This window comes from Cobetia sp. 5-11-6-3 (genome assembly GCF_013374055.1).
Taxonomy (GTDB): domain Bacteria; phylum Pseudomonadota; class Gammaproteobacteria; order Pseudomonadales; family Halomonadaceae; genus Cobetia; species Cobetia marina.
Map to the genome: position 1 here is coordinate 30,929 of NZ_BLWJ01000012.1, position 23,249 is coordinate 54,177.

The following is a 23,249-nucleotide window of genomic DNA, read 5'->3' on the forward strand; positions in this document are numbered from 1 at the left end:
CCCCTGCCCTGCCATCCACCGACCGGAGCCTTTGCCATATGCCATCGGCCAATTCGACTCCCTCTCCAGCCCGCCAGACCTCGACGGCATCCACCGATGAGCCACAAGCCCGTCACGCGAACACATCGCCGACGCTTGGCCAGCGCCTGCGCATCCTGCGCACCCGCCACGGCCTGTCTCAACGCGAACTCGCCAAGCGCGCCAACGTGACCAACTCGACCATTTCCCAGGTCGAACAGGATGCCGTCAGCCCCTCTGTCAGCTCGCTCAACAAGATACTCGATGTCTTCCCCGTCTCGCTCAGTCACTTCTTCAGCGACGAGATCCCCGAGGCGCCTGCGCGAGTGCTGCGCCGTGAGGAGCATGCACCATGCGAGGAAAGCCCCGCTGACACGCGACTGCGCAAGATTCCCGACTGGCCTGATGCCTCAGGGCAGCGTCGTCAGAAACCGCAGGTCACGCTGGGGAGGCTTGAAGACCATGACAGCGTCAGCCTGCAGGCAAGCCATGACAGCCTCTTGCTCGTCACCCGCGGGCGACTGCGCATCGAGCTGCCGGCAGAAGCGCTCGATATCCACCTCAGATCCGGAGATGCCGTGCGGCTGCAGGCCGGAGAGCGCTACCGACTACACCATGCCCAGGCGCAAGATGCTGATGGGTCTGAACCACTGGACGAGGAAAGCCTGACAGCCTGTCACTGGTCATGCATCGCCAGCGCGGGATAAACCGAAGGAGCCCCCTTTCTTCCCAGCGAGCCACGCATCAATCAAGAATGCCCCTCTTTCCTGCCAGTACCGCGACACGAAAGAGGGGCATTCATCAGAACCGCGATTCACCTGGGCATCCGCTCACTCGACAGGCCGTGAGGGTTCACTCCCCCTCTTTCGCCGGGGGCAGCACCAGATTGAGCACGATCCCCAGAATGGCCGCCAGGCTGACGCCCTGCAGCGTGAACTGGCCACCACCAACCTGCATGCCGCCAATCCCGAAGACCAGAATCAAGGACGCGATCACCAGATTGCGCGGCGCGGTAAGCGAATCACCGGCACGCACCAGGGTGTTCATCCCCACCACGGCGATCGACCCGAACAGCAGGCACATGATGCCACCCATGACAGGGGTGGGAATCGTCTGCAGTACCGCCCCCACCTTGCCGATGAAGGCAAGCGAGATGGCCACGCAGGCCGCGACGGTCATGACACGCGGATTGAAATTGCGCGTCAGCATGACGGCGCCCGTCACTTCCGAGTATGTCGTGTTGGGCGGTCCACCGAACAATGAGGCCGCGCTGGTGGCCAGGCCATCTCCCAGCAGTGTCCGATGCAGTCCCGGCTTCTTCAGATAGTTCTGACGCGTCACGGAGCCGATGGCCACCATGTCACCGATATGCTCCACGGCCGGTGCGATGGCGACCGGAATCATGAACAGGATGGCGGAGAACTCGAAGGTAGGAGCGGTGAAGCTTGGCAGGGCCAGCCACGCCGCCTCCGCCACAGGCGACAGGTCGATCACCCCCATGGCCAGTCCCAGCAGATAGCCGGTGATGATCCCGCCGAGAATCGGGATGAGGCGCCACAGTCCGCGACCGAAGATCGACAGTATCAGGGTGACGGCAAGACTCACCAGCGAGAGGGTCAGTGCCTGTCCATGAGAAATGGTGTCACTGAATTCCCCCGTGGCCATCTGGACGGCGGTCGGTGCCAGCGCCAGTCCGATCACCATGATGACAGGCCCCACCACCACGGCAGGCAACAGGCGATGCACGATGCCGACGCCCTTGAGACGAATGCACTGCGCCAGCAGCACATAGACCAGTCCGGCAACGAACAATCCCCCCATGGTGGCGGGAATGCCGAAGTTGGCGACCGAACTCTGGATGGGAGCGATGAAGGCAAATGACGAGGCGAGAAAGACCGGCACGCTCGCCTTGGTGACGCTCTGGAAGACCAACGTCCCGACCCCTGCCGTGAACAGCGCGACGTTGGGATCAAGGCCAGTCAGCAACGGCACCAGCACCAGCGCACCGAAGGCCACGAAGAGCATCTGTGCTCCCGTGATCAGCGTCGCCAGCGTGAAAGGCTCCTTCTCAGGAATCTGGTGAGCATCGTGAGAGGCAGAGGAAGCGGAGTCCGGGGCTTGAGAAGACGACATGGCGGAAGATTCTATTCAATGAACTGACGAAGGAAGGCCTCAACCTGACTGCTCAGACAGGTAAGGCAGATACAAAAACGCCCCACGCAAGGCGTAGGGCGTCGAGAGCTCAGGCGAGGCGTTTAGCGCGTGCCGAAGATCTTGTCACCGGCGTCACCAAGACCCGGGACGATGTAGCCATTCTCATCAAGACGATCATCGACGGAAGCCGTGAAGATCTCGATGTCAGGATAGGACTCCTGCACCTTGGCGATGCCTTCCGGTGCCGCGACCAGCACGATCACCTTGATCTGCTGGCAGCCCTTGGCCTTCAGCATGTCCAGCGTGGCGATCATGGAACCGCCTGTCGCCAGCATCGGGTCGATGACGATCGCCAGACGCTCATCGAGATCCGAGACGAACTTCTCGAAGTACGGTACCGGCTCGAGGGTTTCCTCATCACGGTACAGCCCCACCACGCTGATGCGCGCGCTGGGAATCAGGTCCGTCACCCCTTCCAGCATGCCGAGACCGGCACGCAGGATCGGCACGATGGTCACTTTCTTGCCCTTGATGCTCTGGACGTCCAGCTCGTTGCCGCTCCAGGCGTCAATGGTGGTAGTTTCCAGCTCAAGGTCCTGGGTTGCCTCATAGGTCAACAGCTTGGCGACCTCACTGGCCAGCTCACGGAAGCTCTTGGTGCTGATGCCTGCTGCACGCATCAGGCCGAGCTTGTGCTGGACCAGTGGATGATTGATGGCATGGACGCTCATGGAAATACCTCTTGGGACAGAAGATGGTGCTCATGATTGCGCAGCACTACCCCGCCAGCGAGGGACGATGGCAGGCAGAGAGGCTGGCAAATTGGGCGTATTCTAGCCGAGCAGGACTTTGATGTTAAGCGCACCCGACATCGTCACAGGCGAGGCGGTCAAGAAAATCGCCGACGGCTGAACAGTAATCAGGGTAATCGAAGCGCTCAGCCAGAATCTGGCGCGCACGTCGGCCCATTTCACACCGAAGCTCAGGACTGGCGATCCATTTATCAAGCACTTCTGCTGCTGCCACTGGCGATATCACCCTGGCCGCAACGATGGCATCCTCGTCAGGCGAATAGACCCTGACCTCTGGCCCGACGAAAGCGAGATCATGCTCTGCAAGTTCACCTATGGATCTGATGGTGGGAAGCACGGCGCCATTCTCTCCCGCGATGACCTGCTCCGGCAGCCCATCGACATTGCCGACGATGGTCGGCACGCCATGCGCCAAGGCTTCCTGCACCACGTTACCGAATGGCTCACGCCAGGAAGGGCAGATGAAAGCATCCAGCGTGCAATAGAATTCCGACATCTCCTTGACCGCGCCATGAAACGTCACGACATCGGCCAGCCCCCACCTTGTCACCAGTGCTTGCAAGGGGGGTCGCAAAGGCCCGTCTCCCGCGATATGCAGCTCCACATTCGCATGGGTTTCCCGCAGCAATCTGATGGTCTCGAGCGCCACGACAGGCGCCTTGAGTGCCGTCAGTCGACCGGCAAACCCCAACCGGAAGACGTCGCCGTCATGGGTTGCTGTCACCTGCGGTAGCGACATGGCATTGCGTGCCACAAGCGCCGGGCACTCCTCTGATAGACCTAGCTTCAGCTGGAGCATGCGCAGTGATGCATGGGAATTGCAGATGACGCCGGACCAGCGTTCCACGTAGCGCTGGATATCGGGAGCCGGCTCGATGAACCAGGCGCTGCCTCTCTCGAAATGCACGATGGGTACGTCATTTGGGAGAGCAATGGGGAAGTTGCGATATTTATTCCAGATGACCAACTGCTCAAGCGTCAATGATTTCAGCAATTTCCGCTGATACGTAGAACGCAACCATGGAATCTGCTTGGGAAGATTGATGCCACGAGGTCCCTTGACGGAATGAATTCGCCAGAAATGATCACTCAATTCTTCTTGTACGATAGGGTGGATTCGATCGGTCATCGGAAGGACATGATAATCATTTCCGGCTTCCAGCATGGTAGTGAAGAAGCGTGAAAAGTGACGTTCCACTCCGCCCAGATTTCTCAGGCTGACGAGATGACCTATCTTCGGCTGACTTCCCATGGCGCTCCTTCTATGTGAATGCGTCCCTATCGGAAGCCAACATTATCACAACGGAAACATCAGCACCGCGCCATGCCTGACATCCCCGATGACTCACCTGCCCTCTCATGAGAGGATGAGTCCACACCCAACCTCCGACAATCATTGCTCAAGAAGGATACCCAAAATTGGCAAAGTCCTGTGCATAGAGGATGGCCAACTTCTCTCGCGTGGCAGACGCCATACTTTCCTGAGCCACACGACAGCGGACATCCCCCTTGTTGCGATGAGCAATGGAGGAATCGATACCCAGCTTCTCAGCGACAATCTTGAAGTCCTGATCCAGCGTCTCGAAATGTCCCAGGAAATCCACCATCAACCTGTCATCTGCCGACATGATGAAAGAAGATTGAGAGTGGAATAACAGATGACTGCGAAAAGCACCTTGCCAGAGCCCGTTTTCCACAAAGTCATCAAAGCCACGATACTTTGCGAGTGAGGCTGCCACGCGACTGTCCTCAGGTCCCTGATTCCCACCCTTCAATATATAATGGTATGCGGAAAAAGCGCGATCATAGGGATTTCGCACAAAGGAGAACTTGAAGTAATTATTGAATTTCTTGCTGTCGGCTTTTTTATAAGTTTGCCAGGAAACGTGATCTCGGCCTTTTTCACTCTTCTTTCCCAATGCGGCTAGAACCGAGGTCCCGGCGGCCTTGGGAATATGTATGAAAATACATTTGTTGCGATCAAAGTGTTTACGATAAGGGAATTCGTGCTTCAACCACATGACAAGCCTCATACATAGATTGCGAATGATCCGTCACCTTGCCGCAAGAGTAGGCAAACAATACGCATTTTTCGTGTACATACCGTCAAAAAAAGGAAGAAGTAGATCATGCGCCAGCGCAATGTTACAGTACATGGAAATAGACTTACGGTGTGACCATCAGCCATGCTCCATATCTTTATATCGTGCGATGAAAACTATGCGCCTCATCTAGCCACGACTATCATGTCCATACTTGATAACTGTCAAAAGCCAGAAGCGCTGAGCTTCATCATTGGTGATGGAGGACTGTCGTCCGACACCATTTCCAGATTGCACGCAATGATCGCACCCTACCAGTCACAGATCACCTTTACTTACCTGCACGAGAGCAAGTTTGAAGGACTGGAGGTCAAACGTTACGGGCTTTCCATCTATTTCAGATTATATCTGAGTGAGGTCATCGACCCTTCCATTCAACATATCGTATGCATTGATTGCGATACTATCGTCGTGGGCGATATCACGACGATCATGGATGACCTGCCGACCCAGGACTTCACGCTGGCCGCTGTGGAGAATATTGGCCGATCTCCTTATAAATCATTAGGCCTGGAGAAAGGCAAATATTTCAACTGCGGCTTGATGTTGATCAACATGCCTCGCTGGAAGGAATATAATATTGGCGAGAGGGCATTATATTTCTTGAGAAAACACCCCGAACTCTGTCTATACCCTGAACAATCCGCACTGAATAAAATTCTCGACGGCCAATGGACACAATTACCGTTGGTCTGGAATGCTCAACGTCCTGCTTACAAGATTCTTGAGAAAAGAATGGATGAACAGCATAGAGCAGAACATGAGTTCCTGGAGTCCATCAAGAAACCCAAGATGATTCACTACATGGGAAAAGGCAGCAAGCCTTGGGAGTATGGCTCACTGCATCCATTGAAGGATGTTTACTTTTATTATAGAGCCAAGACGCCATGGGCCTCTGGCAATATCGTCAACAACAAGACACTCAAGAAATCCATTCTGTCTTATATTGAATTGCAGAAGTTATACAAGTACCACAAGAGAAGATCCATGAGCCAGGAGTTGCTTGACGCTCATCGATAACGATTTCCTTGAATGGCATCTCTCGGAGATGCCATTCAATTCATCATCATGGCCGCCTCTTGATTACCGCTTGTCCACTACCTCGGCAATGAAGTCACCAATCCCCTGGCAGTACCGTTGCTGACAGAAATCTCGTGCGATGATATCGCGGGCGACCGTCCCCATCTCTCTCCGCTGCTCCGGGCTTTCCGCCCAACGCTGCAGGACATCGGCAATGGCGGCCGAGTCCAGGACATGCGCCTGCACGATGGCATCGCGCTCGGGTGAATAGACTCTGTCCGGCCCCTGGACGAAGTCTTCTCCATAACGGGCGAGCTCATCCTTCGGGCGTCCGGGCGTCAGCACCTCACCATTGAGGCCGGAGGTGATCTGCTCCGGCAATCCATCGACATTGCCGACGATCGCAGGCACTCCATGCGCCAGGGCTTCCTGCACCACATTGCCGAACGGCTCGCGCCAGGAAGGACAGATGAAGGCATCGAGGGAAGAATAGAATTCACTCATGTCACTGAGCAGGCCACAGAAGCGGACACTGTCTTCAAGCCCCCACTCGATGACCAATGACTTGAGAGCCGCCTCCAGCGTCCCCGTACCAGCGATCCAAAGCTCAGCATGGGGCACATTGACCTTGAGATCTCGCAGCGCCTCGATGGCAATCACTGGCGCCTTGAGGCCGGTCAGGCGTCCTGCAAAACCGATTCTGAATCGCGAAGCCGGATGCGTGGAGGCCTTCTCGGGAAGCACGATGGAATTGCGCACCACCTTGCAGGGCAAGGTGTCACGGATGCCGAGCGACAATTGCAACATGCGACTGGCGGCATGGGAGTTGCAGATGATGCCATCGAGCCTCGAGAGGTAATCCTCGACCTCGGGGGTAGGCTCCACGAACCAGGCAGCGCCATGCTCGTAATGGATGAGGCTGATGTGCTCAGGAAAATGCAGAGGATGGTGACGCAGCTTGTTCCACACCACGATTGCCTGCATCTCTTCATCATCGAGCAATCGCGCCTGGCAGTTATCCCGCAGCCAGGGGAGCTGACGCGGGATCTTGATACCGAGATAGCGCTTTATATCGTGCACGCGACCTGGAAAGTCCGCATAGACGGACTGCAGCATCGGATGAATCTCGGGGGTCTGCAACAGCACATGATGATCACGCTCATTGGCGGCCATGCGATAGAAATTGGTGAAGGTGCGCTCGGCCCCTCCCAGGTTCTTGAGACTGATCAGATGACCCGCGCGAGGTCCTTGCAATGTCGGATGCGTCAATGTGGTTTCTCGTCTTCACTCTCAGGTATCAAGCAGTGGCAGCTGCCAATCTATCGGCACATCGCCACGTGCCTCCAGCCAGGCATTGGCCTGTGAGAAGTGACGAGAACCGAAGAATCCGCGGTGCGCTGCGAGAGGCGACGGATGCGGAGCGTGGAGTACCAGATGCTTCTGGCGATCCACGGCCCCCGCCTTCTTCTGGGCATGACTGCCCCAGAGCAGGAAGACGACACCCTCGCAGTGCTGGTTGATCACGTCGATGGCGCGGTCGGTGAACTGCTCCCAACCTTGCTTCTGATGCGAGGCGGCCTTGCCCTGCTCGACCGTCAGCACGCTATTGAGCAGCAATACCCCTTGCTCCGCCCAGCTTTCGAGGAAGCCGTGATCCACGGGTTCGACCCCGACATCGACAGCCAGTTCCTTGTAGATGTTCTTCAGTGAGGGCGGCGGGCGCACGCCGGGGCGTACCGAGAAGCAGAGGCCATGTGCCTGGTCCGGCCCGTGATAGGGGTCCTGCCCCAGGATCACGACCTTGACGTTGCTCAGCGGGGTCAGCCAGAAGGCGCGAAACCAGTCCTGCGAGTGCGGGTAGATCACCTTGCCGGCATCTTTCTCGGCGCGCAGGTAGGCCTTGAGCCGCTGCATGTACTCGGCATGGAATTCCTGCCCGAGATGCGCCTGCCAGTCGGCAGGCAGCACCTGGGAGCTACCGGAGGTGGCAGTCTCCAACGGCATGTCAGCTGTCGCTCTCTTGCTTCTTGAGCTGCTCGGAGATCGGTTCGACGTAGGCGATACCCATGTCCCACGGGAACTGGATCCAGCAGTTCTGCGGCACTTCGGTGATGAAATCATCGACCAGCGGACGGCCTTCCGGCTTGGCGTAGACGGTCACGAAATGGGCCTTGGGCAACATGTCGCGCACGGCACGTGCGGTGTTGCCGGTGTCGACGAGGTCATCGACCAGCAGCCAGCCGTCACCGTCATGATCGACGCCCTTGACCACTTCCAGCCCCCCCTGCTCCATGTGGTCGTGGTAGCTCTTGATGCACACGGTGTCGATATGGCGGATGCCCAGCTCACGGGCGATCAGGCCAGCCGGGATCAACCCACCACGGGTGATGGCGATGATGCCCTTGTAGTCACGACCGATCAGGTCATGACAGAGCGCGCGCACGTCGCGGTGCAGCTGGTCCCAGGAGACGATGAAATGGTCGTGATAGCGTTCGGAAGACATGTGGGTCACTCGCAATGACGGAACAGGAACAAAGCATGGTGGCTGGCGTGCCACCCTACAAGGGACAGATCGCGCCGGTGTGAAACGACACTGCCGGCGACGACGATATCGGATGTTGTCTGCAACGACGATGGCCCTGCCAGAAGACAGGGCCATCGTCGTTGCGCAGGCTTACTCGGCTTCGGTAAAGCTGCAGGCGGCGAAGACGCTGTGGCCTTCCTCGCGGATCTTGGCGGAACCTCCCAGCTCTGGCAGGTCGATGATCGCGGCGGTCTCCACCACGATACCGCCGGTGCGCTCGATCAGCTTGCAGGCCGCCAGCATGGTGCCACCGGTGGCGATCAGGTCATCCATCACCAGGATGCGATCGCCTTCACGGAAGGCATCGGAATGCAGTTCGACGGTGGACTCACCGTATTCCAGCGTGTAGGTCTCGCTGATGGTCTTGAACGGCAGCTTGCCCTTCTTGCGCACCGGCACGAAGCTGCAGCCCAGCTCATAGGCCAGCGGTGCACCGATGATGAAGCCGCGTGCATCGATGGCGGCGATGGCGTCGATCTCCATCTCCTGATAGCGGTGCACGAAGGAGTCGATCAGCTTGCGGAACGCGGCGGAATTCTGCAGTACCGGCGTGATGTCACGGAAGTTGACACCCGGCTGGGGCCAATCCGGCACGGTGCGGATGACAGACTTGATGTAGTCGCTGTAGATGCTCATTAAAGGGCTCCGTCGAGGAACAGGTATTTGCAGGCAAACAGGACGGCGAGAATCACCAGCCCCGGGCTCAGATCACGATAGCGGCCAGAGAACAGCTTGATCACGGCGTAGCTGATGAAGCCCAGTGCGATCCCGTTGGCAATCGAGTAGGTCAGTGGCATCACCAGGGTGGCGATCACCACTGGCGCGGCTTCGGTAATGTCATTCCAGTCGATGCGCGCCAGGCCACCTGTCATCAGGCAGGCGACATAGAGCAGCGCACCCGCGGTGGCAAAGGCGGGGATGGAGGTGGCCAGCGGTGACAGGAACAGACTGACGAGAAACAGCCCCGCCACGACCACCGCGGTCAGTCCTGTGCGTCCGCCTGCCGCCACACCGGTGGCAGATTCGATATAGCTGGTGACATTCGAGGTCCCCATCACCGAACCGGCCATGGTCGCGCTGGAGTCTGCCATCAGGGCACGACCGAGACGCGGCAGGTGGCCACGCTCGTTGGTGAGTCCCGCCTGCTGGGACACGGCGATCAACGTGCCCGAGGTATCGAACAGATCGACGAACAGGAACGCGAAGATGATCGACACCATGCCCAGGTTGAAGGCACCGGCGATGTCGAGCTGTGCGAATGTCGGCAGTATGCTCGGCGGCATCGAGGCAAGGCCATGGAAGTCATTGTTGCCGGTCAGGGTCGCCAGCAGCGTCACCACCAGGATGCCGATCATCACGGCGCCGATCACCTTGCGGTAGGACAGCGCGACGATCAGGAAGAATGACAGCAGCGCATACAGGGCTGCCGGCGAGGACAGATCACCCAACGTGACCAGAGTGCCCGGTGCATCAACGACGATGCCGCTGCCCTGCAGCGCGATGATCGCCATGAAAAGGCCGATGCCCGCGGCGATGCCCGTCTTCAGTGAGGCCGGAATGGCGTTGATGATCCACTCCCGGATCTTGAAGGCGGAGAGCAGGAAGAAACTCACCCCGGACAGAAAGACCGCGCCCAGCGCGATCTGCCAGGGAACGCCCATCTGCCCCGCCACCGTATAGGTGAAGAAGGCCGTCAGGCCCATGCCGGGTGCCAGCGCGATCGGGTAGTTGGCGTAGAGCCCCATGATCAGGCAGCCAAGGGCAGCTGCCAGGCAGGTCGCCACGAAGACGGCGCCGTGATCCATGCCGGTGGAGGCCAGCATCGAGGGGGCAACGAAGATGATATAGGCCATCGCCAGGAAGGAAGTGAATCCGGCGATGACTTCGGTACGCACATTGGTACCGTGCTCCGAGAGCTTGAAGAGACGTTCCAGCATGAGGGAAACCCTTATCCTTGAGCAGTGCCTGTCCGGCAAGCCGCAGTGGTCGATGACGTTCGGGAACAGCGGATCAACACGAACTCACTCGGACAGGTATGCTGCACAGGGGGCAACCATGGCTTCCCCCTCGTTCAGCCTGCCTGAACCACGATGCCCTGCCGGTGGCAGGGCATCGAAAGGCGCAACATGGTACCCAAAGGTCTGCAGCGAATCGAGCATTGCAGGCATATTTCCTGACCGGTCAGACGGGTTCTGGCGTCCTGCCAGCGAATTGACCCCGCAGGAAGCCTGCAAGCCTCATGCCAGCCGTGAGGCCATGACTCGCTCCACCGTCTCGACGATGGCCTGGGTCTGGGGGTCCACCTCGAGATTGACCCGATCCCCCACCGCGCGCTCACCCATCAGGGTGCGCTCAAGGGTTTCCGGTATCAGATTGACGCAGAAACGCGTGCCCTGGACCTCCCCGATGGTCAGACTGACACCGTCAAGTCCCACATAGCCCTTGTCGAACAGGAAACGCATCAGCTCAGCGGGAGCCTGGAACCAGATCCGGCGATTGTCGGCCGTGGCTTCAATGGCATCGAGGGTGACCATCGCCATGACGTGACCGGACATGGAGTGGCCACCGATTTCATCCCCGAAGCGCGCTGCCCGCTCGATGTTGACCCGACTGCCCACCTTGAGCTCGCCGAGGTTGGTCAGTCGCAGTGTCTCACGCATCAGATCGAAACTGGCCAGCTGACCCTCGAGTGCCGTCACGGTCAGGCAGCAACCGTTGTGCGCCACTGACGCCCCGGTTTCCAGCCCCTGCTCCAACCCCTGCGGCAACCGGACCTGATGGGTACGAAACTCCGGACGCTCTTCAATGGCGACCACTTCCGCCATGCCTTGCACGATACCGGTGAACATGCGCTTCCTTATCCTTGCACTGCTTCCCGCAGAGCGGGAACCCATGAATATGATGACAGGCCATGACACCCGGGCACTGATGACACCACGAGATCCGACATGCCGATGGGAAATCCTAGCATGCCGGACTCGATGCCGGCAGCCATCACGCCTCCTTCACGCCATCGAGCGAAAAGAAGATGAGCAGGCCTGCTGTCAAGGGTTGGCCTTGCGCCACGGGGCTGGCAAGGCGTCCTGCGTGTAAGACATCTCTGACAGCGAGTATCGGCAAATTGCCATATCGAACGACAGTTCGAATAAACCGTCAACGCCAGACCAAAGTCGTTGACACCCCGAGGGTGACTGATAGAATGCGCCTCAAATCTGTTTGGCGCCGATTTGTACCCGGATTGCGGGCGCCCACTCCGAGAGTCTGTCTCCCGGGGTGCAAGTTCTGCTAAAAGGGTGTGTCCAGCGTTGATGGCCACCCATCTTGGGTGGTCTTTTTTTCCTCTCTGGATCACTCTCCTCTTGCCAGGCGTGCCTTGCCCTTCTCGGCGCAGTGCACGACACACGCAGAACAGGCGGCTTGCCGCAGACCTTCGCCCGCATTCCGGTTGGTGCCTTAACCATTCGGACCCCCATGATCACACTCAAGAACGTCTCCAAGACTTACGGCAGTGGTGACAAGGCCGTGGTCGCGCTCAAGGATGCCAGTCTCACGGTTCCCCAGGGCGCCATTACCGGTGTCATCGGCCTGTCCGGTGCCGGAAAATCGACCCTGATTCGCTGCGTCAATCTGCTCGAACGCCCCACCGAGGGCAGTGTCGTGGTCGATGGTCAGGAGCTGACCGCACTCGACGACAGCGCCCTGCGTCGTGCTCGCCACCAGATCGGCATGATCTTCCAGCACTTCAACCTGCTGTCCTCGCGCACCGTCTTCGCCAACGTGGCCTTGCCGCTGGAACTGGCCGGAATCTCCAAGGCCGAGATCAGCCAGCGCGTCGAGCCACTGCTGGAACTGACCGGCCTGAGCGACAAGGCAAGCCAGTATCCTGCCCAGCTGTCCGGCGGACAGAAGCAGCGCGTCGCCATCGCTCGCGCACTCGCCAGCCGCCCCAAGGTGCTGCTGTGCGATGAAGCCACCTCGGCGCTCGATCCCCAGACCACTGCCTCCATTCTCGAGCTGCTCAAGGACATCAATGCCAAGCTGGGCCTGACCATCCTGCTGATCACCCATGAAATGGAAGTGGTCAAGAGCATCTGTGATCAGGTTGCATTGATCAGCGGCGGCGAGCTGGTGGAAGTGGCGGCGGTCGGCGATTTCTTCACCGCCCCGCAGACCCGCCTGGGCCGCGAATTCCTCAATGAATTCCTGGAACTCGAACCGCCACGCGCACTGGTCGAGCGCCTGGAGGCGACTCCCGGCCCGCACACCCATCCGGTGGTCCGTCTGGCCTTCAGTGGCGACGCCGTCTCCACGCCGCTGATCTCGCGCCTTGCGCGTGAGTGTCAGGTGGACGTCAGCATCCTGCAGGCCAAGGTGGAATCCATTCAGGACCGCACCCTGGGCCTGATGATCGCCGAACTGATGGGCGACAGCGCCCAGACCCAGCAGGCGCTGGACTATCTCGAATCCCACGACCTGAAAGTGGAGGTGCTCGGCCATGTCACCCGCACTGCTTGAACTCGTCCTGTCCTCCACCCTCGAGACCCTCTACATGGTCGCGGTGGCAGGCCTGATCTCCGCGGCACTCGGTATTCCGCTGGGCGTGGCACTCTACACCTCGCGCCCGGGCCAGATTCTCGCGCGCCCGGTACTCAACAGCGTGCTGAGCATCATCACCAACATCGGCCGCTCGGTGCCCTTCATCATTTTGATGGTGGCGATCATCCCGCTGACGCGCCTGATCGCCGGCAGCTCGATCGGCACCAATGCCGCCATCGTGCCGCTGACCATCGCCTCGATTCCCTTCGTCGCCCGTCTGATCGAAGGCGCCTTGAATGAAGTCGGCCCGGGGCTGGTCGAAGCCGCTCAGGCCATGGGTGCCACGCCGATGCAGATCATCACCAAGGTCCTGCTGCCGGAAGCACGCGGCGGCATCATCAATGGTCTGACCATCACCGTGGTCACCTTGATCAGCTATTCCGCCATGGCCGGTACCGTCGGTGGCGGCGGCCTGGGGGATCTCGGCATCCGCTACGGCTACAACCGCTTCGACCCGATGGTGATGCTGGTGACCGTGGTCATCCTCGTCGTCATGGTGCAGGGCTTCCAGAGCCTGGGCGACCATCTGGTGCGCAAGTCGAACCACAAGTAAGCCTCGCTCCATGAGCGGCGACTGATCCACCAGTGGCGTTCGATCTACAAATCACACGGCTTTCGGTATCGTGACGGCTCATCACAATGAGCCGTCACTCATAACATCCCGCGGACCCCGCCGGTCACGTCGGATCACAAGGAGAACATCGATGCGCAACATGCTGACCACGCTTTCTTCCCCGCTGCGCCTTGCCGGTGCTGCCACCCTGCTCGGCGCCACCCTGCTGGCAGGCTGCGGCAACGACGCGTCCGACGAGAACACCCTCAAGATGGGTACCGTCGCAGGTCCGGAAACCGAGGTGATGAAGGTCGCAGCCGAGATCGCCAAGGAAAAGTACGACCTGAACGTCGAGATCACCGAGTTCACCGACTACGTGTCTCCCAACGCCGCTCTGGCCGATGGCTCGCTGGATGCCAACGCCTACCAGCACCAGCCGTACATGGAATCCATGGTGCGTGAGCGCGGCTACAAGTTCGCCAGCGCCGGCAAGACCTTCGTGTACCCGATCGGTGCCTATTCCGAGAAGTACGAAGACATCAGCGAACTGCCGGACGGCGCGACCATCGCACTGCCGAACGACCCGTCCAACGAAGGCCGCTCCCTGATCCTGATGCACGACCTGGGCATGATCGAGCTGACCGACAAGGACAACCTCGAAGCGACCCCGATCGACGTCGCCAAGAACCCGCATGACTACCAGTTCAAGGAAATCGAGGCTGCCCAGCTGCCGCGCATCCTGCCGGACGTCGACCTGGCCTTCATCAACAACACCTTCGCTCAGCCGGCTGGCCTGAAACCGGAAGACGCGCTGATCCGTGAAGGCGCCGAGTCCCCGTACGTCAACCTGATCGTCGTGCGCCAGGGCGATGAAGACAGCGAGAAAGTGCAGAAGCTGGTCAAGGCCTACCAGACACCGGAAGTCGAAGCCAAGGCCGAAGAGCTGTTCAAGGGCGCTGCGGTACCGGGCTGGAAATAAGCCTTCGAGCGCAAGCTGACAGCTGCATGACGCAAAGCGCCGACCCTGAGGTCGGCGCTTTTGCATCTGCTTGATGAATCTCTCATCACGTCCAGATGCCGACGCGGCGCAAGAGCGCGCGCGCAGGGCGTGCTTGAAACAGGCGACCCGCGACCGCATCCCTGCGTCACCGGCATCAACCCGCCATCCACTCAGGAGCCAATATGGCCACTCGTCCCGACTACTCACTGCTGGCCCGCCAGCTGGACGCCACGCTCGACACTCGCGACTGGCTGACCAACGCCTCCCAGACGGCTGCCTTCATCAACATGACGGTGGCGGACCTCAACTGGGCAGGCTTCTATGTGCAACGTCAGCCGCAGATCCTGCACCTGGGACCGTTCCAGGGTCAGCCGGCCTGCCACCCGATCCCCTTCACCAAGGGCGTGTGTGGCGCTGCCGCGACCCAGCGCACCACTCAGCGCATCGCGGATGTGCATGCCTTCCCGGGCCATATCGCCTGTGACGCCGCGTCGCGCAGCGAGCTGGTCATCCCGGTTCTCATCGAGCAGAACGGCCAGCAAGTGCTGTGGGGCGTGCTGGACCTGGATAGCCCCAGCCCCGAGCGCTTCGATGAAGAGGATCAAGCCGGCATCGAACGCCTGGTCGAGATCTTCATCGCCTCCAGCGATTTCGACAGCGTGCCCGCCTGATACGCCCATCAGGTGCCGACATCATGTCCTGCCGCCCGCCATGCCTCCTGCATGGCGGGCGGTCTGCGTTGCGGCGGGTCAGGCCTTTCTTGCATAGCCCTCACACAGCCCCTTGCAAAGCCCCTTGCACAGCCCCTGGCGAGATGACACGTTAAGAGTTCTCTGACCCGACAGGAGCAGAACATGTCATCCCAGTCGCCATCACATGACGCGTCTTCCTCAGCACCTTCTTCATCTTCATCGACCGCTCATCCTGCCCCGCATGCGCAAGGCTCCCTCCAGAATCACGATGACGCCCACGCCGGGCTCGAGCAGGTCATCGCGCATCTCGAGCGCCTCAAGACCTTCACGGCACGTACCGGCAATGACCTGGGCGCCAAGCGCACCCTGCTGGAAGGCTACTTCGCCGCCGATGCCAGCATTCTCGACACCGGCGTGACGCCACGCCTCGAGATGCTGCCGGGAGGAAACGGCGAGCGCCTCTGTGAGGTATTGCCCGCACCAGACGGCGCACCGACACCTGCACGTCGCCTGCTGTACGTGCATGGGGGTAGCTGGATCGCCGGCTCCCCCGCCGGCCATCGCCCGCTGGCCAGCCGTCTGGGCCGCACGGCGCGCGCCGAGACCTACACGCTGGATTATCGCCTCGCCCCTGAGGCGCCCTTCCCGGCAGGCCTGGAAGACGTACTGGCCGCATGGCACTGGCTGTGCCGCGAGTTTCCGGATGACCACCTGCTGCTGGCCGGAGACAGCGCGGGCGGCAACCTCACGCTCTCGGCCCTCAACGCGCTCAAGAGCGCAGGCGAGCGGCTGCCGGACGCGGTGATCGCCTTCTCGCCCGCCACTGACCTCAGCTGGGGCAGCGCCTCGCTGTCGCGCAAGGCCGAGGTGGACCCGATCCTCGACCCCAATCTGCTGCCCTTCGTGAGCATGGCCTATGTGCAGGACGGTACCGACATGAGCGATCCACGTATCTCGCCGCTGGAGGGGAATCTGTTTGACCTGCCACCGACGCTGATCCAATGCGGCGAGGCGGAAATCCTGCTCGATGACAGTCGTCGCTACGCCGCGCAGGCACAGGATTGCGGCTCACCTGTCACGCTCAACCTGTGGCCGGACATGCCGCATGTGTTCGTCGGCTTCGCACCGCTGCTCAGCGCTGCCAACGCCGCCCTCAAGGAAGCCGGTGACTTCCTCGACACCACGCTTGCCTGACAGCACGGCCAGCGCCAGCGCTTCTCGACAGGCGTGTCTGACGCGCACACGAAAACGCCCGACTCGATGAGCCGGGCGTTTTCTGGAATCTGGTAGGACCAGGCGGATTTGAACCGCCGACCTCCACGATGTCAACGTGGCGCTCTAACCAACTGAGCTATGGTCCTGGATGAGGCTGATGGATCACTGTCACTTGAAGTTTCTGCTTGGTAGGACCAGGCGGATTTGAACCGCCGACCTCCACGATGTCAACGTGGCGCTCTAACCAACTGAGCTATGGTCCTGTATCAAGTGGCGCGATGTTGCCATCGATGCCGATGCTGGTAGGACCAGGCGGATTTGAACCGCCGACCTCCACGATGTCAACGTGGCGCTCTAACCAACTGAGCTATGGTCCTGTGTCAGCAGCTGAATGAGGGAAGCGTTTGTGGTGCGAAGCGCTTTGCCCTGTCAGCGAGGACGTATTCTACTTATCTTCCGTTTTGATGCAACCCCCTGATGATAAAAAAATTTCTCGCCTGAGCAGCATCGCGATACTCGCCGTATGCGCCTTCTTTCAGGCGTCTCACCGGGGTCACCGATCCTCCCCCGAGAACGCGCGAGGCGGTGCCAGCCCATGCCGGCACCGCCTCACTTCTTTACGCCCTCACATCTTCACGCCCTCAGCGCCGCGCAAGCGACATCACAAGGCAACGGGGCGTCAAAACAATACCCATCGCAGTCCCGCGGCCACAGCCGCCCCCAGCAAGGGGCCGGCGATCGGCACCCAGGCATACCCCCAGTCAGAACTGCCCTTGCCCGGAATCGGCAGAAGCCAATGCGCGACACGTGGCGCAAGATCGCGCGCCGGGTTCATCGCATTGCCGGTCGGGCCACCCAGTGACAGACCGATGGCCCATACCAGCGCCCCGATGAGATACGGCAATACCCGGTCAGTGATCAGCTCGCTGTTGACCATGCTGCCGATCGCGAAGACGAGTACCACCGTCGCGATCGCCTCACTGACGACATTCGCCAATCGGGAATCGACTGCCGGATCGGTACAGAAGACCGCACGCTTGCGCAGCGGGTCACGGGTCACCTTCCAGTGGGGATAGTACGCCGCCCACACCAGCACGGCCCCGGTGAAGCATCCCAGCATCTCCGCCAGCATCATCCTGGCCACCTCGAGCACGCTTGCATGCACGCCCAGCAGATACTTGGCGAGGGTGACCGCTGGATTGAGATCTCCGTAGGGAGAGCCTGTCGAGGTCGACACCAGCACCCCGACCATCACCGCAAAGCCCCAGCCGGCATTGATCATCAACCAGCTGGAACCGGCTCCCTTGGTCTTGCGCAGCATCGCATTGGCGACGACTCCGCCGCCCAGCAGGATCATGAGCGTGGTACCCAGAAATTCGCCCGTCATGACGTCAGTCCACATGCCAGATGACCTCCGTCACTTGTCCCCATCCACCACCCACTGTGTCTTCCAGCCCCGAGAGAGGTCGCGGCATCGCTCCCCCAGACAGGAATGTCGGCACACGGGCACAAAGACTTCGCCCCGTCGAGTGACGGGGCGAAGGAGGCGTTACATTGCCACAGCTGACGAGGTGGCTCCAGCCACTCGCGACAGAAGGGCTTACAGCAGTAGATTCCACATGCTGGCCGCGATCAATGCCCCCGCCAGCGGGCCGGCGATGGGCACCCAGGCATATCCCCACCCGGAGGCACCCTTGCCATGGATCGGCAGCAGCGAGTGCGCGATGCGAGGACCAAGATCACGTGCCGGATTGATGGCATAGCCCGTGGCGCCACCCAGCGACAGCCCGATGGCCCACACCAGCATGCCGACCAGATACGGCAGCAGGCCGGCACTGATCTTGCCGGAACCGACGATGGCGCCGATACCGAAGATCAGCACCACGGTGCCGATCACCTCACTGAGCATGTTGCCCAACCGGCACTCGACCGCGGGGTCAGTACAGAACACCGCACGCTTGAGGCCAGCGTCGCCGGTACGCTTCCAATGCGGCAGATAGGCCAGCCACACCATCACCGCACCGGCGAAGCAGCCCAGCATCTGGGCGATGACATGACGCGCCACATCGATGAGGGTGGCATGCACCCCGAGCAGGTACTTGGCGAGGGTCACCGCCGGATTGAGGTCCGCCTGGGGCGAGCCGGTGGAAACGGCCACGAACACGCCGATCATCACCGCAAATCCCCAGCCGGTGGTGATCACGATCCACCCGGAGCCGTTGCCCTTGGTATCCGCGAGTACCACGTTGGCGACCACACCGCCGCCGAAGAGGATCAGGAACAGACAACCGAGAAACTCGCCCGTCATGACGTCAGTCCACATGTCAGTGACCTCCGTCGCTCTTCACTCGCTCGACGGCTTCCAGCCAACCGGCATAGAGGCGCTCACGCTGCTCTTCCGCCATCTCCGGCGCGAAGGTGCGCTCGCAGTGCCACAGCTCGCTGATCTCCTCCAGGCTTTCATACCAACCGATATGCAGGCCGGCCAGATACGCCACACCCAGCGCCGTGGTTTCCAGCACGCGCGGGCGATCCACCTTCACGCCCAGCATGTCGGAGAGGAACTGCATCACCCAGTTGTTGCTGACCATGCCGCCATCCACGCGCAGATTCGCGCAATTGATGGTGACGTCATCCAGCATGCACTCCTGCAGATCTCGGGTCTGATAGCACACCGATTGCAGGCCGGCCGCGACGATGTCGGTGATGCCGGTACCTCGGGTCAGCCCCAGGATCGCGCCGCGTGCCTGCGGGTCCCAGTGTGGCGCTCCCAGGCCGGTGAAGGCCGGCACCATGTAGACGCCGTGATCGGCGCTGGCCGCACGTGCCAGCGGCTCGGTCTCGGAGGCATCGGAGAACAGCTTCAGGCCATCACGCAGCCACTGCACGGTGGCGCCGGCCACGAAGATGCTGCCTTCCATGGCGAAGGTCGGCTTGCCGTTGAGGCGATAACCGACGGTGGTGAGCAGACGGTTCCTGGACAGCTCCATCTTCTCGCCGGTGTTCATGATCATGAAGCAGCCCGTGCCATAGGTGCTCTTGCTCATGCCCGGCGTGAAACAAGCCTGCCCGACCAGCGCCGCCTGCTGATCGCCCGCCACGCCACGGATCGGCATTGCCGCCCCGAACAGCTGCGGATCGGTGGTGCCGAAATCATCACTGGAATCCAGCACTTCCGGCAGCAGGCATTCCGGGATGCCGAACAGCGCCAGCAGCTCACTGTCCCAGCATTGATCAACGATGTTGAACAGGCAGGTGCGCGAGGCGTTGGTGGCATCGGTCACGTGACGGGCCCCACCGGTCAGCTTCCAGATCAGATAGCTGTCGACGGTTCCGAAGGCCAGTTCGCCCTTCTCGGCGCGCGCACGCACGCCTTCGACGTTCTCGAGAATCCAGCGCAGCTTGGTCGCGGAGAAGTACGGGTCGATCAGCAGGCCGGTCTTGCGCTGAATCATCTCGCCATGGCCGGCATCGGAAAGCTCGCGGCAGTACTCGTGGGTCCGGCGGTCCTGCCAGACGATGGCGTTGTAGACCGGCACGCCGGTCTTGCGATCCCAGACGATCGTGGTCTCACGCTGGTTGGTGATCCCGATGGCCGCGACCTGCTCGGCGCCGATATTGGTATTGATCAGCGCCTGATGCACGGTGCGCTTCACCGATCCCCAGATATCATCGACGTGATGCTCGACCCAGCCGCTGTTCGGAAAGTGTTGCGCAAATTCTTCTTGTGCCAGTCCGGTCACCACGCCTTCACGATCGAAGAGGATGGCGCGCGAGCTGGTGGTTCCCTGGTCAATGGACAGAATGTGGTTGGTCATCGTCAATATCTCCCGGTAGTCCGTTACAAGATGGCCCGCCCATGCCACGTTCAGCGGGCCATTTGAATGATCATGTTTCCGCTGGGAATCAGCTGGCGGTGCGTGCCGACATGCGAGCGCTCTCGAAGATCGTCAATGACAACAGGACGACCGCCATCACGCACGAGCCAATCAACAACATGAAACCACCATCCCATCCATAGGCATCTACCGTATAGCCTACCAAGGCACTGGCAGCGACAGAGCCGCCCAGGTAACCGAACAGGCCGGTGAAGCCAGCCGCGGTCCCTGCCGCCTTCTTGGGTACCAGCTCAAGCGCCTGCAGACCGATCAGCATGACCGGGCCATAGATCAGGAAGCCGATGGCGACCAGACACAGCATGTCGATTCCCGGATTACCGGCAGGATTCAACCAATAGACAGTGGTGAAGACGGCGACCAGCGCCATGAAGCACACCCCTGTCGCACCGCGGTTGCCCCGGAATAGCTTGTCGGACAACCAACCACACAGCAGCGTGCCGGGGATACCGGCCCACTCATACAGGAAATACGCCCAGGAGGACTTGTCGACGCTGAAGCTCTTGGCTTCCTGCAGGTAGGTCGGCGCCCAGTCGAGGACCCCGTAACGCAGCAGATACACGAAGACATTCGCCAGCGCGATGTACCAGAGCATGCGATTCTTGAACACGTACTTGACCAGGATCTCCCGCGTGGAGAATTCCTGTTCGTGGCTTTCATCGTATCCCGGCGGGTAGTCATTCTTGTGCTTCTCGATGGGAGGCAAGCCACAGCTCTGCGGCGTGTCTCGCATGGTCAGCAGGGCGAAGATCGCCACGAAGACGGCCAGCGCGGCGGGCACATAGAACGCGGACTGCCAGTCGTTGAACCAGGCCATGCCAAGAATGAACAGCGGACCGACAAGACCGCCGCCGACGTTATGGGCCACGTTCCACACCGAGACGATCTGGCCACGCTCACTCTGTGACCACCAGTGCACCATGGTGCGACCGCAGGGCGGCCATCCCATGCCCTGCACCCACCCATTGAGAAACAGCAGCACGAACATGATGCCGATGCTGGAGGTTGCCCAGTCAGTGAAACCGAAAAGGAACATGATGCCGGCAGACATCAGAAGACCGGCAGGAAGGAAGTAACGCGGGTTGGAGCGGTCAGAGACAGCCCCCATCACGAACTTGGAGATGCCATAGGCGATCGACACGCCGGCAAAGGCCAGACCAAGATCACCACGGGAATAGCCCTGCTCCACCAGGGAAGGCATGGCCAGGGAGAAGTTCTTGCGTACCAGATAGTAGCCGGCATAGCCTAGAAAGATACCGAGAAAGATCTGCCATCTCAGTCGCTTATAGGTGTCGTCTACCTTGGCGTCGTGAAGCGGTGTGGCGTGCACCGCGGATTTGAATAAACCGTACATTCTGCTGCTCGCTCCTGATTTTACGACACCGACCTCTACACGGGCATAGCGACGCCTTGACAGACGCGCTTGGTGTTCGAATGCGAAAGTACAGGCTTCACATCGGTGTCACAATGCGAAAAGCACCGATATTCGCTAGACCTTTGTCTACACGAGCATGACAATCCTTGCTATTCAGTAAGTTATGCATGATTTCGTATAACTTCAACGGCTTGCGCCCACCAGGTCAATCAGTGCAACCACTGGCGTCACCGCGAGCATGTATCAAAAAGAACATCAAACGAACATTCTGGATGGCACACCGCCCCGCCTCACCATCACGGGGCACCTGGTCGAGCAGCAACCGCACGCAGGATCACGTTGCCTGCGCGACGGTTCAGAGCAGACGTCTTTTCACCGGACATGAGCAAGAGGACAGGATGATGCAGTCCAAGCGCCACCGCGCCATCGTCGAACTGATCACGCGTCAGGGCTATGCCTCCATCGAGCAGCTGGCGAGTCACTTCAAGGTCACGCCGCAGACCATTCGCCGTGACCTCAACCAGCTCTCGGAAGCCGGTGCCCTAAAGCGTGTCCATGGGGGGGCGGGGCTTGAATCCAGCACGGTGAACACTGCCTACAGCACGCGCAAGACCCTGAACCTGGAAGCCAAGCGACGCATCGCTCGCACCCTGGCCAACGAGATACCGGATCACGCCTCGCTGTTCATCAACATCGGCACCAGCAATGAGATGGTCGCAGAGGCGCTGTGTGATCATCACGGACTGGAAGTCATCACCAACAACCTCAACGTGGCAGCCATTCTCCAGCACAAGGAGGATTTCAATGTCATCGTCGCCGGTGGCATGGTGCGCTCCCGCGATGGCGGCATCATCGGCGAGGCCACCATCGACTTCATCAATCAGTTCAAGGTGGATTACGGCATCATCGGCATCAGCGGCATCGATGAAGATGGCTCGCTGCTGGAGTTCGACTATCAGGAAGTGCGCGTCGCCCAGGCGATCATCCACAACTCGCGCCAGGTATTCCTGATCGCGGATCACTCCAAGTTCCAGCGCAATGCCGTGGTGCGTCAGGGCAACCTGAGCCAGCTGGATGCGCTGTTCACGGATATCCAGCCTCCGGAAAACATTCTGAGACTGATGCACCAGCATGAAGTGGCCTTGCATGTTGCGGTATCCGACGAGGCCGGGAACGCCTGATCCACGGCGCAGAGCGCCCAGCCACGCGGAACGCCTGTCGTCTCGCCATCC

The 23,249-nt window shown here is 60.2% G+C and carries 22 protein-coding genes and 3 tRNA genes; 8 read left to right on the forward strand and 17 right to left on the reverse strand.

Going from position 1 to position 23,249, the window contains the following annotated elements; translation table 11 throughout:
* Positions 1 to 38 precede the first annotated feature (38 nt).
* Positions 39 to 725: a helix-turn-helix domain-containing protein gene (locus tag HXS66_RS16420; protein WP_084208148.1), complete on the forward strand. Its 687-nt coding sequence runs from the start codon at positions 39 to 41 to the stop codon at positions 723 to 725.
* 145 nt (positions 726 to 870) lie between these two features.
* Here the strand turns inward: HXS66_RS16420 and HXS66_RS16425 are convergent, their stop codons facing one another.
* From HXS66_RS16425 to HXS66_RS16440, 4 genes are all read right to left on the reverse strand, one after another.
* Entirely contained in the window at positions 871 to 2,151 is a 1,281-nt protein-coding gene (locus HXS66_RS16425) for a uracil-xanthine permease family protein (RefSeq protein WP_176504099.1), read from the reverse strand.
* 122 nt (positions 2,152 to 2,273) lie between these two features.
* The gene (gene upp / locus HXS66_RS16430; RefSeq protein ID WP_077374565.1) at positions 2,274 to 2,903 is read right to left on the reverse strand and encodes a uracil phosphoribosyltransferase; all 630 of its coding nucleotides are present in this window, start codon (positions 2,901 to 2,903) and stop codon (positions 2,274 to 2,276) included.
* A 124-nt stretch (positions 2,904 to 3,027) separates the two neighbouring features.
* Positions 3,028 to 4,236 carry a glycosyltransferase family 4 protein gene (locus HXS66_RS16435; protein WP_176504100.1) on the reverse strand — a complete coding sequence of 403 codons (1,209 nt, stop codon included), beginning with the start codon at positions 4,234 to 4,236 and terminating at the stop codon, positions 3,028 to 3,030.
* 148 nt (positions 4,237 to 4,384) lie between these two features.
* Positions 4,385 to 5,005 carry a sulfotransferase family 2 domain-containing protein gene (locus HXS66_RS16440; protein WP_167592976.1) on the reverse strand — a complete coding sequence of 207 codons (621 nt, stop codon included), beginning with the start codon at positions 5,003 to 5,005 and terminating at the stop codon, positions 4,385 to 4,387.
* 165 nt (positions 5,006 to 5,170) lie between these two features.
* Between HXS66_RS16440 and HXS66_RS16445 the strand changes: the two genes are divergently transcribed.
* Entirely contained in the window at positions 5,171 to 6,106 is a 936-nt protein-coding gene (locus tag HXS66_RS16445) for a glycosyltransferase family 8 protein (RefSeq protein WP_176504101.1), read from the forward strand.
* 63 nt (positions 6,107 to 6,169) lie between these two features.
* Here HXS66_RS16445 and HXS66_RS16450 read toward each other — a convergent pair whose 3' ends face one another.
* From HXS66_RS16450 to HXS66_RS16475, 6 genes are all read right to left on the reverse strand, one after another.
* Positions 6,170 to 7,360 carry a glycosyltransferase family 4 protein gene (locus tag HXS66_RS16450; protein ID WP_176504102.1) on the reverse strand — a complete coding sequence of 397 codons (1,191 nt, stop codon included), beginning with the start codon at positions 7,358 to 7,360 and terminating at the stop codon, positions 6,170 to 6,172.
* A gap of 36 nt (positions 7,361 to 7,396) precedes the next feature.
* Positions 7,397 to 8,110, reverse strand: coding sequence for a uracil-DNA glycosylase (gene ung, locus HXS66_RS16455; protein ID WP_218015199.1), 714 nt, complete (start codon positions 8,108 to 8,110; stop codon positions 7,397 to 7,399).
* Between the two features lies 1 nt (position 8,111).
* The gene (gpt, locus tag HXS66_RS16460) at positions 8,112 to 8,609 is read right to left on the reverse strand and encodes a xanthine phosphoribosyltransferase (protein WP_077374580.1); all 498 of its coding nucleotides are present in this window, start codon (positions 8,607 to 8,609) and stop codon (positions 8,112 to 8,114) included.
* A gap of 171 nt (positions 8,610 to 8,780) precedes the next feature.
* Positions 8,781 to 9,326, reverse strand: a complete 546-nt coding sequence (locus HXS66_RS16465; protein WP_077374582.1) for an adenine phosphoribosyltransferase — start codon at positions 9,324 to 9,326, stop codon at positions 8,781 to 8,783.
* Positions 9,326 to 10,627, reverse strand: a complete 1,302-nt coding sequence (locus tag HXS66_RS16470) for an NCS2 family permease (protein WP_176504104.1) — start codon at positions 10,625 to 10,627, stop codon at positions 9,326 to 9,328. The genes HXS66_RS16465 and HXS66_RS16470 overlap by 1 nt, the downstream gene beginning before the upstream one ends.
* Positions 10,628 to 10,927: 300 nt before the next feature.
* On the reverse strand, positions 10,928 to 11,539 hold the full coding sequence (locus HXS66_RS16475; protein ID WP_136938677.1) for a riboflavin synthase subunit alpha: 612 nt from the start codon (positions 11,537 to 11,539) through the stop codon (positions 10,928 to 10,930).
* A gap of 622 nt (positions 11,540 to 12,161) precedes the next feature.
* Here HXS66_RS16475 and HXS66_RS16480 point away from each other — a divergent pair.
* The 5 genes from HXS66_RS16480 to HXS66_RS16500 all read left to right on the forward strand — a co-directional run bounded on the left by HXS66_RS16480 (position 12,162) and on the right by HXS66_RS16500 (position 16,725).
* Positions 12,162 to 13,205 carry a methionine ABC transporter ATP-binding protein gene (locus HXS66_RS16480; protein WP_077374589.1) on the forward strand — a complete coding sequence of 348 codons (1,044 nt, stop codon included), beginning with the start codon at positions 12,162 to 12,164 and terminating at the stop codon, positions 13,203 to 13,205.
* Positions 13,186 to 13,839 (forward strand): methionine ABC transporter permease, encoded by a 654-nt coding sequence (locus HXS66_RS16485; RefSeq protein ID WP_077374591.1) that lies wholly within the window; start codon positions 13,186 to 13,188, stop codon positions 13,837 to 13,839. The genes HXS66_RS16480 and HXS66_RS16485 overlap by 20 nt, the downstream gene beginning before the upstream one ends.
* 160 nt (positions 13,840 to 13,999) lie before the next feature.
* Entirely contained in the window at positions 14,000 to 14,818 is an 819-nt protein-coding gene (locus HXS66_RS16490; protein ID WP_077375588.1) for a MetQ/NlpA family ABC transporter substrate-binding protein, read from the forward strand.
* Positions 14,819 to 15,021: 203 nt separating this feature from the next.
* Positions 15,022 to 15,510: a GAF domain-containing protein gene (locus tag HXS66_RS16495; RefSeq protein ID WP_077374593.1), complete on the forward strand. Its 489-nt coding sequence runs from the start codon at positions 15,022 to 15,024 to the stop codon at positions 15,508 to 15,510.
* Positions 15,511 to 15,693: 183 nt separating this feature from the next.
* The gene (locus HXS66_RS16500) at positions 15,694 to 16,725 is read left to right on the forward strand and encodes an alpha/beta hydrolase (protein WP_176504105.1); all 1,032 of its coding nucleotides are present in this window, start codon (positions 15,694 to 15,696) and stop codon (positions 16,723 to 16,725) included.
* 90 nt (positions 16,726 to 16,815) lie between these two features.
* On the opposite strand, the gene HXS66_RS16505 is transcribed toward HXS66_RS16500, so the two are convergent.
* From HXS66_RS16505 to glpT, 7 genes are all read right to left on the reverse strand, one after another.
* Positions 16,816 to 16,892, reverse strand: a tRNA-Val gene (locus tag HXS66_RS16505).
* A gap of 40 nt (positions 16,893 to 16,932) precedes the next feature.
* A tRNA-Val gene (locus HXS66_RS16510) sits at positions 16,933 to 17,009 on the reverse strand.
* A 37-nt stretch (positions 17,010 to 17,046) separates the two neighbouring features.
* Positions 17,047 to 17,123: transfer RNA gene (locus HXS66_RS16515), tRNA-Val, on the reverse strand.
* A 302-nt stretch (positions 17,124 to 17,425) separates the two neighbouring features.
* The gene (locus HXS66_RS16520) at positions 17,426 to 18,148 is read right to left on the reverse strand and encodes an MIP/aquaporin family protein (RefSeq protein WP_084208139.1); all 723 of its coding nucleotides are present in this window, start codon (positions 18,146 to 18,148) and stop codon (positions 17,426 to 17,428) included.
* 198 nt (positions 18,149 to 18,346) lie between these two features.
* On the reverse strand, positions 18,347 to 19,069 hold the full coding sequence (locus tag HXS66_RS16525) for an MIP/aquaporin family protein (protein WP_077374599.1): 723 nt from the start codon (positions 19,067 to 19,069) through the stop codon (positions 18,347 to 18,349).
* A 1-nt stretch (position 19,070) separates the two neighbouring features.
* Positions 19,071 to 20,564: a glycerol kinase GlpK gene (glpK, locus tag HXS66_RS16530; RefSeq protein ID WP_176504106.1), complete on the reverse strand. Its 1,494-nt coding sequence runs from the start codon at positions 20,562 to 20,564 to the stop codon at positions 19,071 to 19,073.
* Positions 20,565 to 20,652: 88 nt separating this feature from the next.
* The gene (glpT, locus tag HXS66_RS16535) at positions 20,653 to 21,996 is read right to left on the reverse strand and encodes a glycerol-3-phosphate transporter (protein WP_077374603.1); all 1,344 of its coding nucleotides are present in this window, start codon (positions 21,994 to 21,996) and stop codon (positions 20,653 to 20,655) included.
* A 419-nt stretch (positions 21,997 to 22,415) separates the two neighbouring features.
* Between glpT and HXS66_RS16540 the strand changes: the two genes are divergently transcribed.
* Positions 22,416 to 23,198: a DeoR/GlpR family transcriptional regulator gene (locus HXS66_RS16540; RefSeq protein ID WP_084208138.1), complete on the forward strand. Its 783-nt coding sequence runs from the start codon at positions 22,416 to 22,418 to the stop codon at positions 23,196 to 23,198.
* Positions 23,199 to 23,249 lie beyond the last annotated feature (51 nt).

Coding starts and splice junctions, on each gene's coding strand:
- HXS66_RS16540 (WP_084208138.1), top strand. CDS start 22,416: ATGATGCAGTCCAAGCGCCACCGCGCCATCGTCGAACTGATCACGCGT.
- gpt (WP_077374580.1), bottom strand. CDS start 8,609: ATGTCTTCCGAACGCTATCACGACCATTTCATCGTCTCCTGGGACCAG.
- HXS66_RS16445 (WP_176504101.1), top strand. CDS start 5,171: ATGCTCCATATCTTTATATCGTGCGATGAAAACTATGCGCCTCATCTA.
- HXS66_RS16520 (WP_084208139.1), bottom strand. CDS start 18,148: ATGTGGACTGACGTCATGACGGGCGAATTTCTGGGTACCACGCTCATG.
- ung (WP_218015199.1), bottom strand. CDS start 8,110: ATGCCGTTGGAGACTGCCACCTCCGGTAGCTCCCAGGTGCTGCCTGCC.
- glpK (WP_176504106.1), bottom strand. CDS start 20,564: ATGACCAACCACATTCTGTCCATTGACCAGGGAACCACCAGCTCGCGC.
- HXS66_RS16470 (WP_176504104.1), bottom strand. CDS start 10,627: ATGCTGGAACGTCTCTTCAAGCTCTCGGAGCACGGTACCAATGTGCGT.
- HXS66_RS16490 (WP_077375588.1), top strand. CDS start 14,000: ATGCTGACCACGCTTTCTTCCCCGCTGCGCCTTGCCGGTGCTGCCACC.
- HXS66_RS16480 (WP_077374589.1), top strand. CDS start 12,162: ATGATCACACTCAAGAACGTCTCCAAGACTTACGGCAGTGGTGACAAG.
- HXS66_RS16435 (WP_176504100.1), bottom strand. CDS start 4,236: ATGGGAAGTCAGCCGAAGATAGGTCATCTCGTCAGCCTGAGAAATCTG.
- HXS66_RS16525 (WP_077374599.1), bottom strand. CDS start 19,069: ATGTGGACTGACGTCATGACGGGCGAGTTTCTCGGTTGTCTGTTCCTG.
- HXS66_RS16475 (WP_136938677.1), bottom strand. CDS start 11,539: ATGTTCACCGGTATCGTGCAAGGCATGGCGGAAGTGGTCGCCATTGAA.
- HXS66_RS16440 (WP_167592976.1), bottom strand. CDS start 5,005: ATGTGGTTGAAGCACGAATTCCCTTATCGTAAACACTTTGATCGCAAC.
- HXS66_RS16465 (WP_077374582.1), bottom strand. CDS start 9,326: ATGAGCATCTACAGCGACTACATCAAGTCTGTCATCCGCACCGTGCCG.
- HXS66_RS16495 (WP_077374593.1), top strand. CDS start 15,022: ATGGCCACTCGTCCCGACTACTCACTGCTGGCCCGCCAGCTGGACGCC.
- HXS66_RS16425 (WP_176504099.1), bottom strand. CDS start 2,151: ATGTCGTCTTCTCAAGCCCCGGACTCCGCTTCCTCTGCCTCTCACGAT.
- HXS66_RS16485 (WP_077374591.1), top strand. CDS start 13,186: ATGTCACCCGCACTGCTTGAACTCGTCCTGTCCTCCACCCTCGAGACC.
- glpT (WP_077374603.1), bottom strand. CDS start 21,996: ATGTACGGTTTATTCAAATCCGCGGTGCACGCCACACCGCTTCACGAC.
- HXS66_RS16500 (WP_176504105.1), top strand. CDS start 15,694: ATGTCATCCCAGTCGCCATCACATGACGCGTCTTCCTCAGCACCTTCT.
- HXS66_RS16420 (WP_084208148.1), top strand. CDS start 39: ATGCCATCGGCCAATTCGACTCCCTCTCCAGCCCGCCAGACCTCGACG.
- upp (WP_077374565.1), bottom strand. CDS start 2,903: ATGAGCGTCCATGCCATCAATCATCCACTGGTCCAGCACAAGCTCGGC.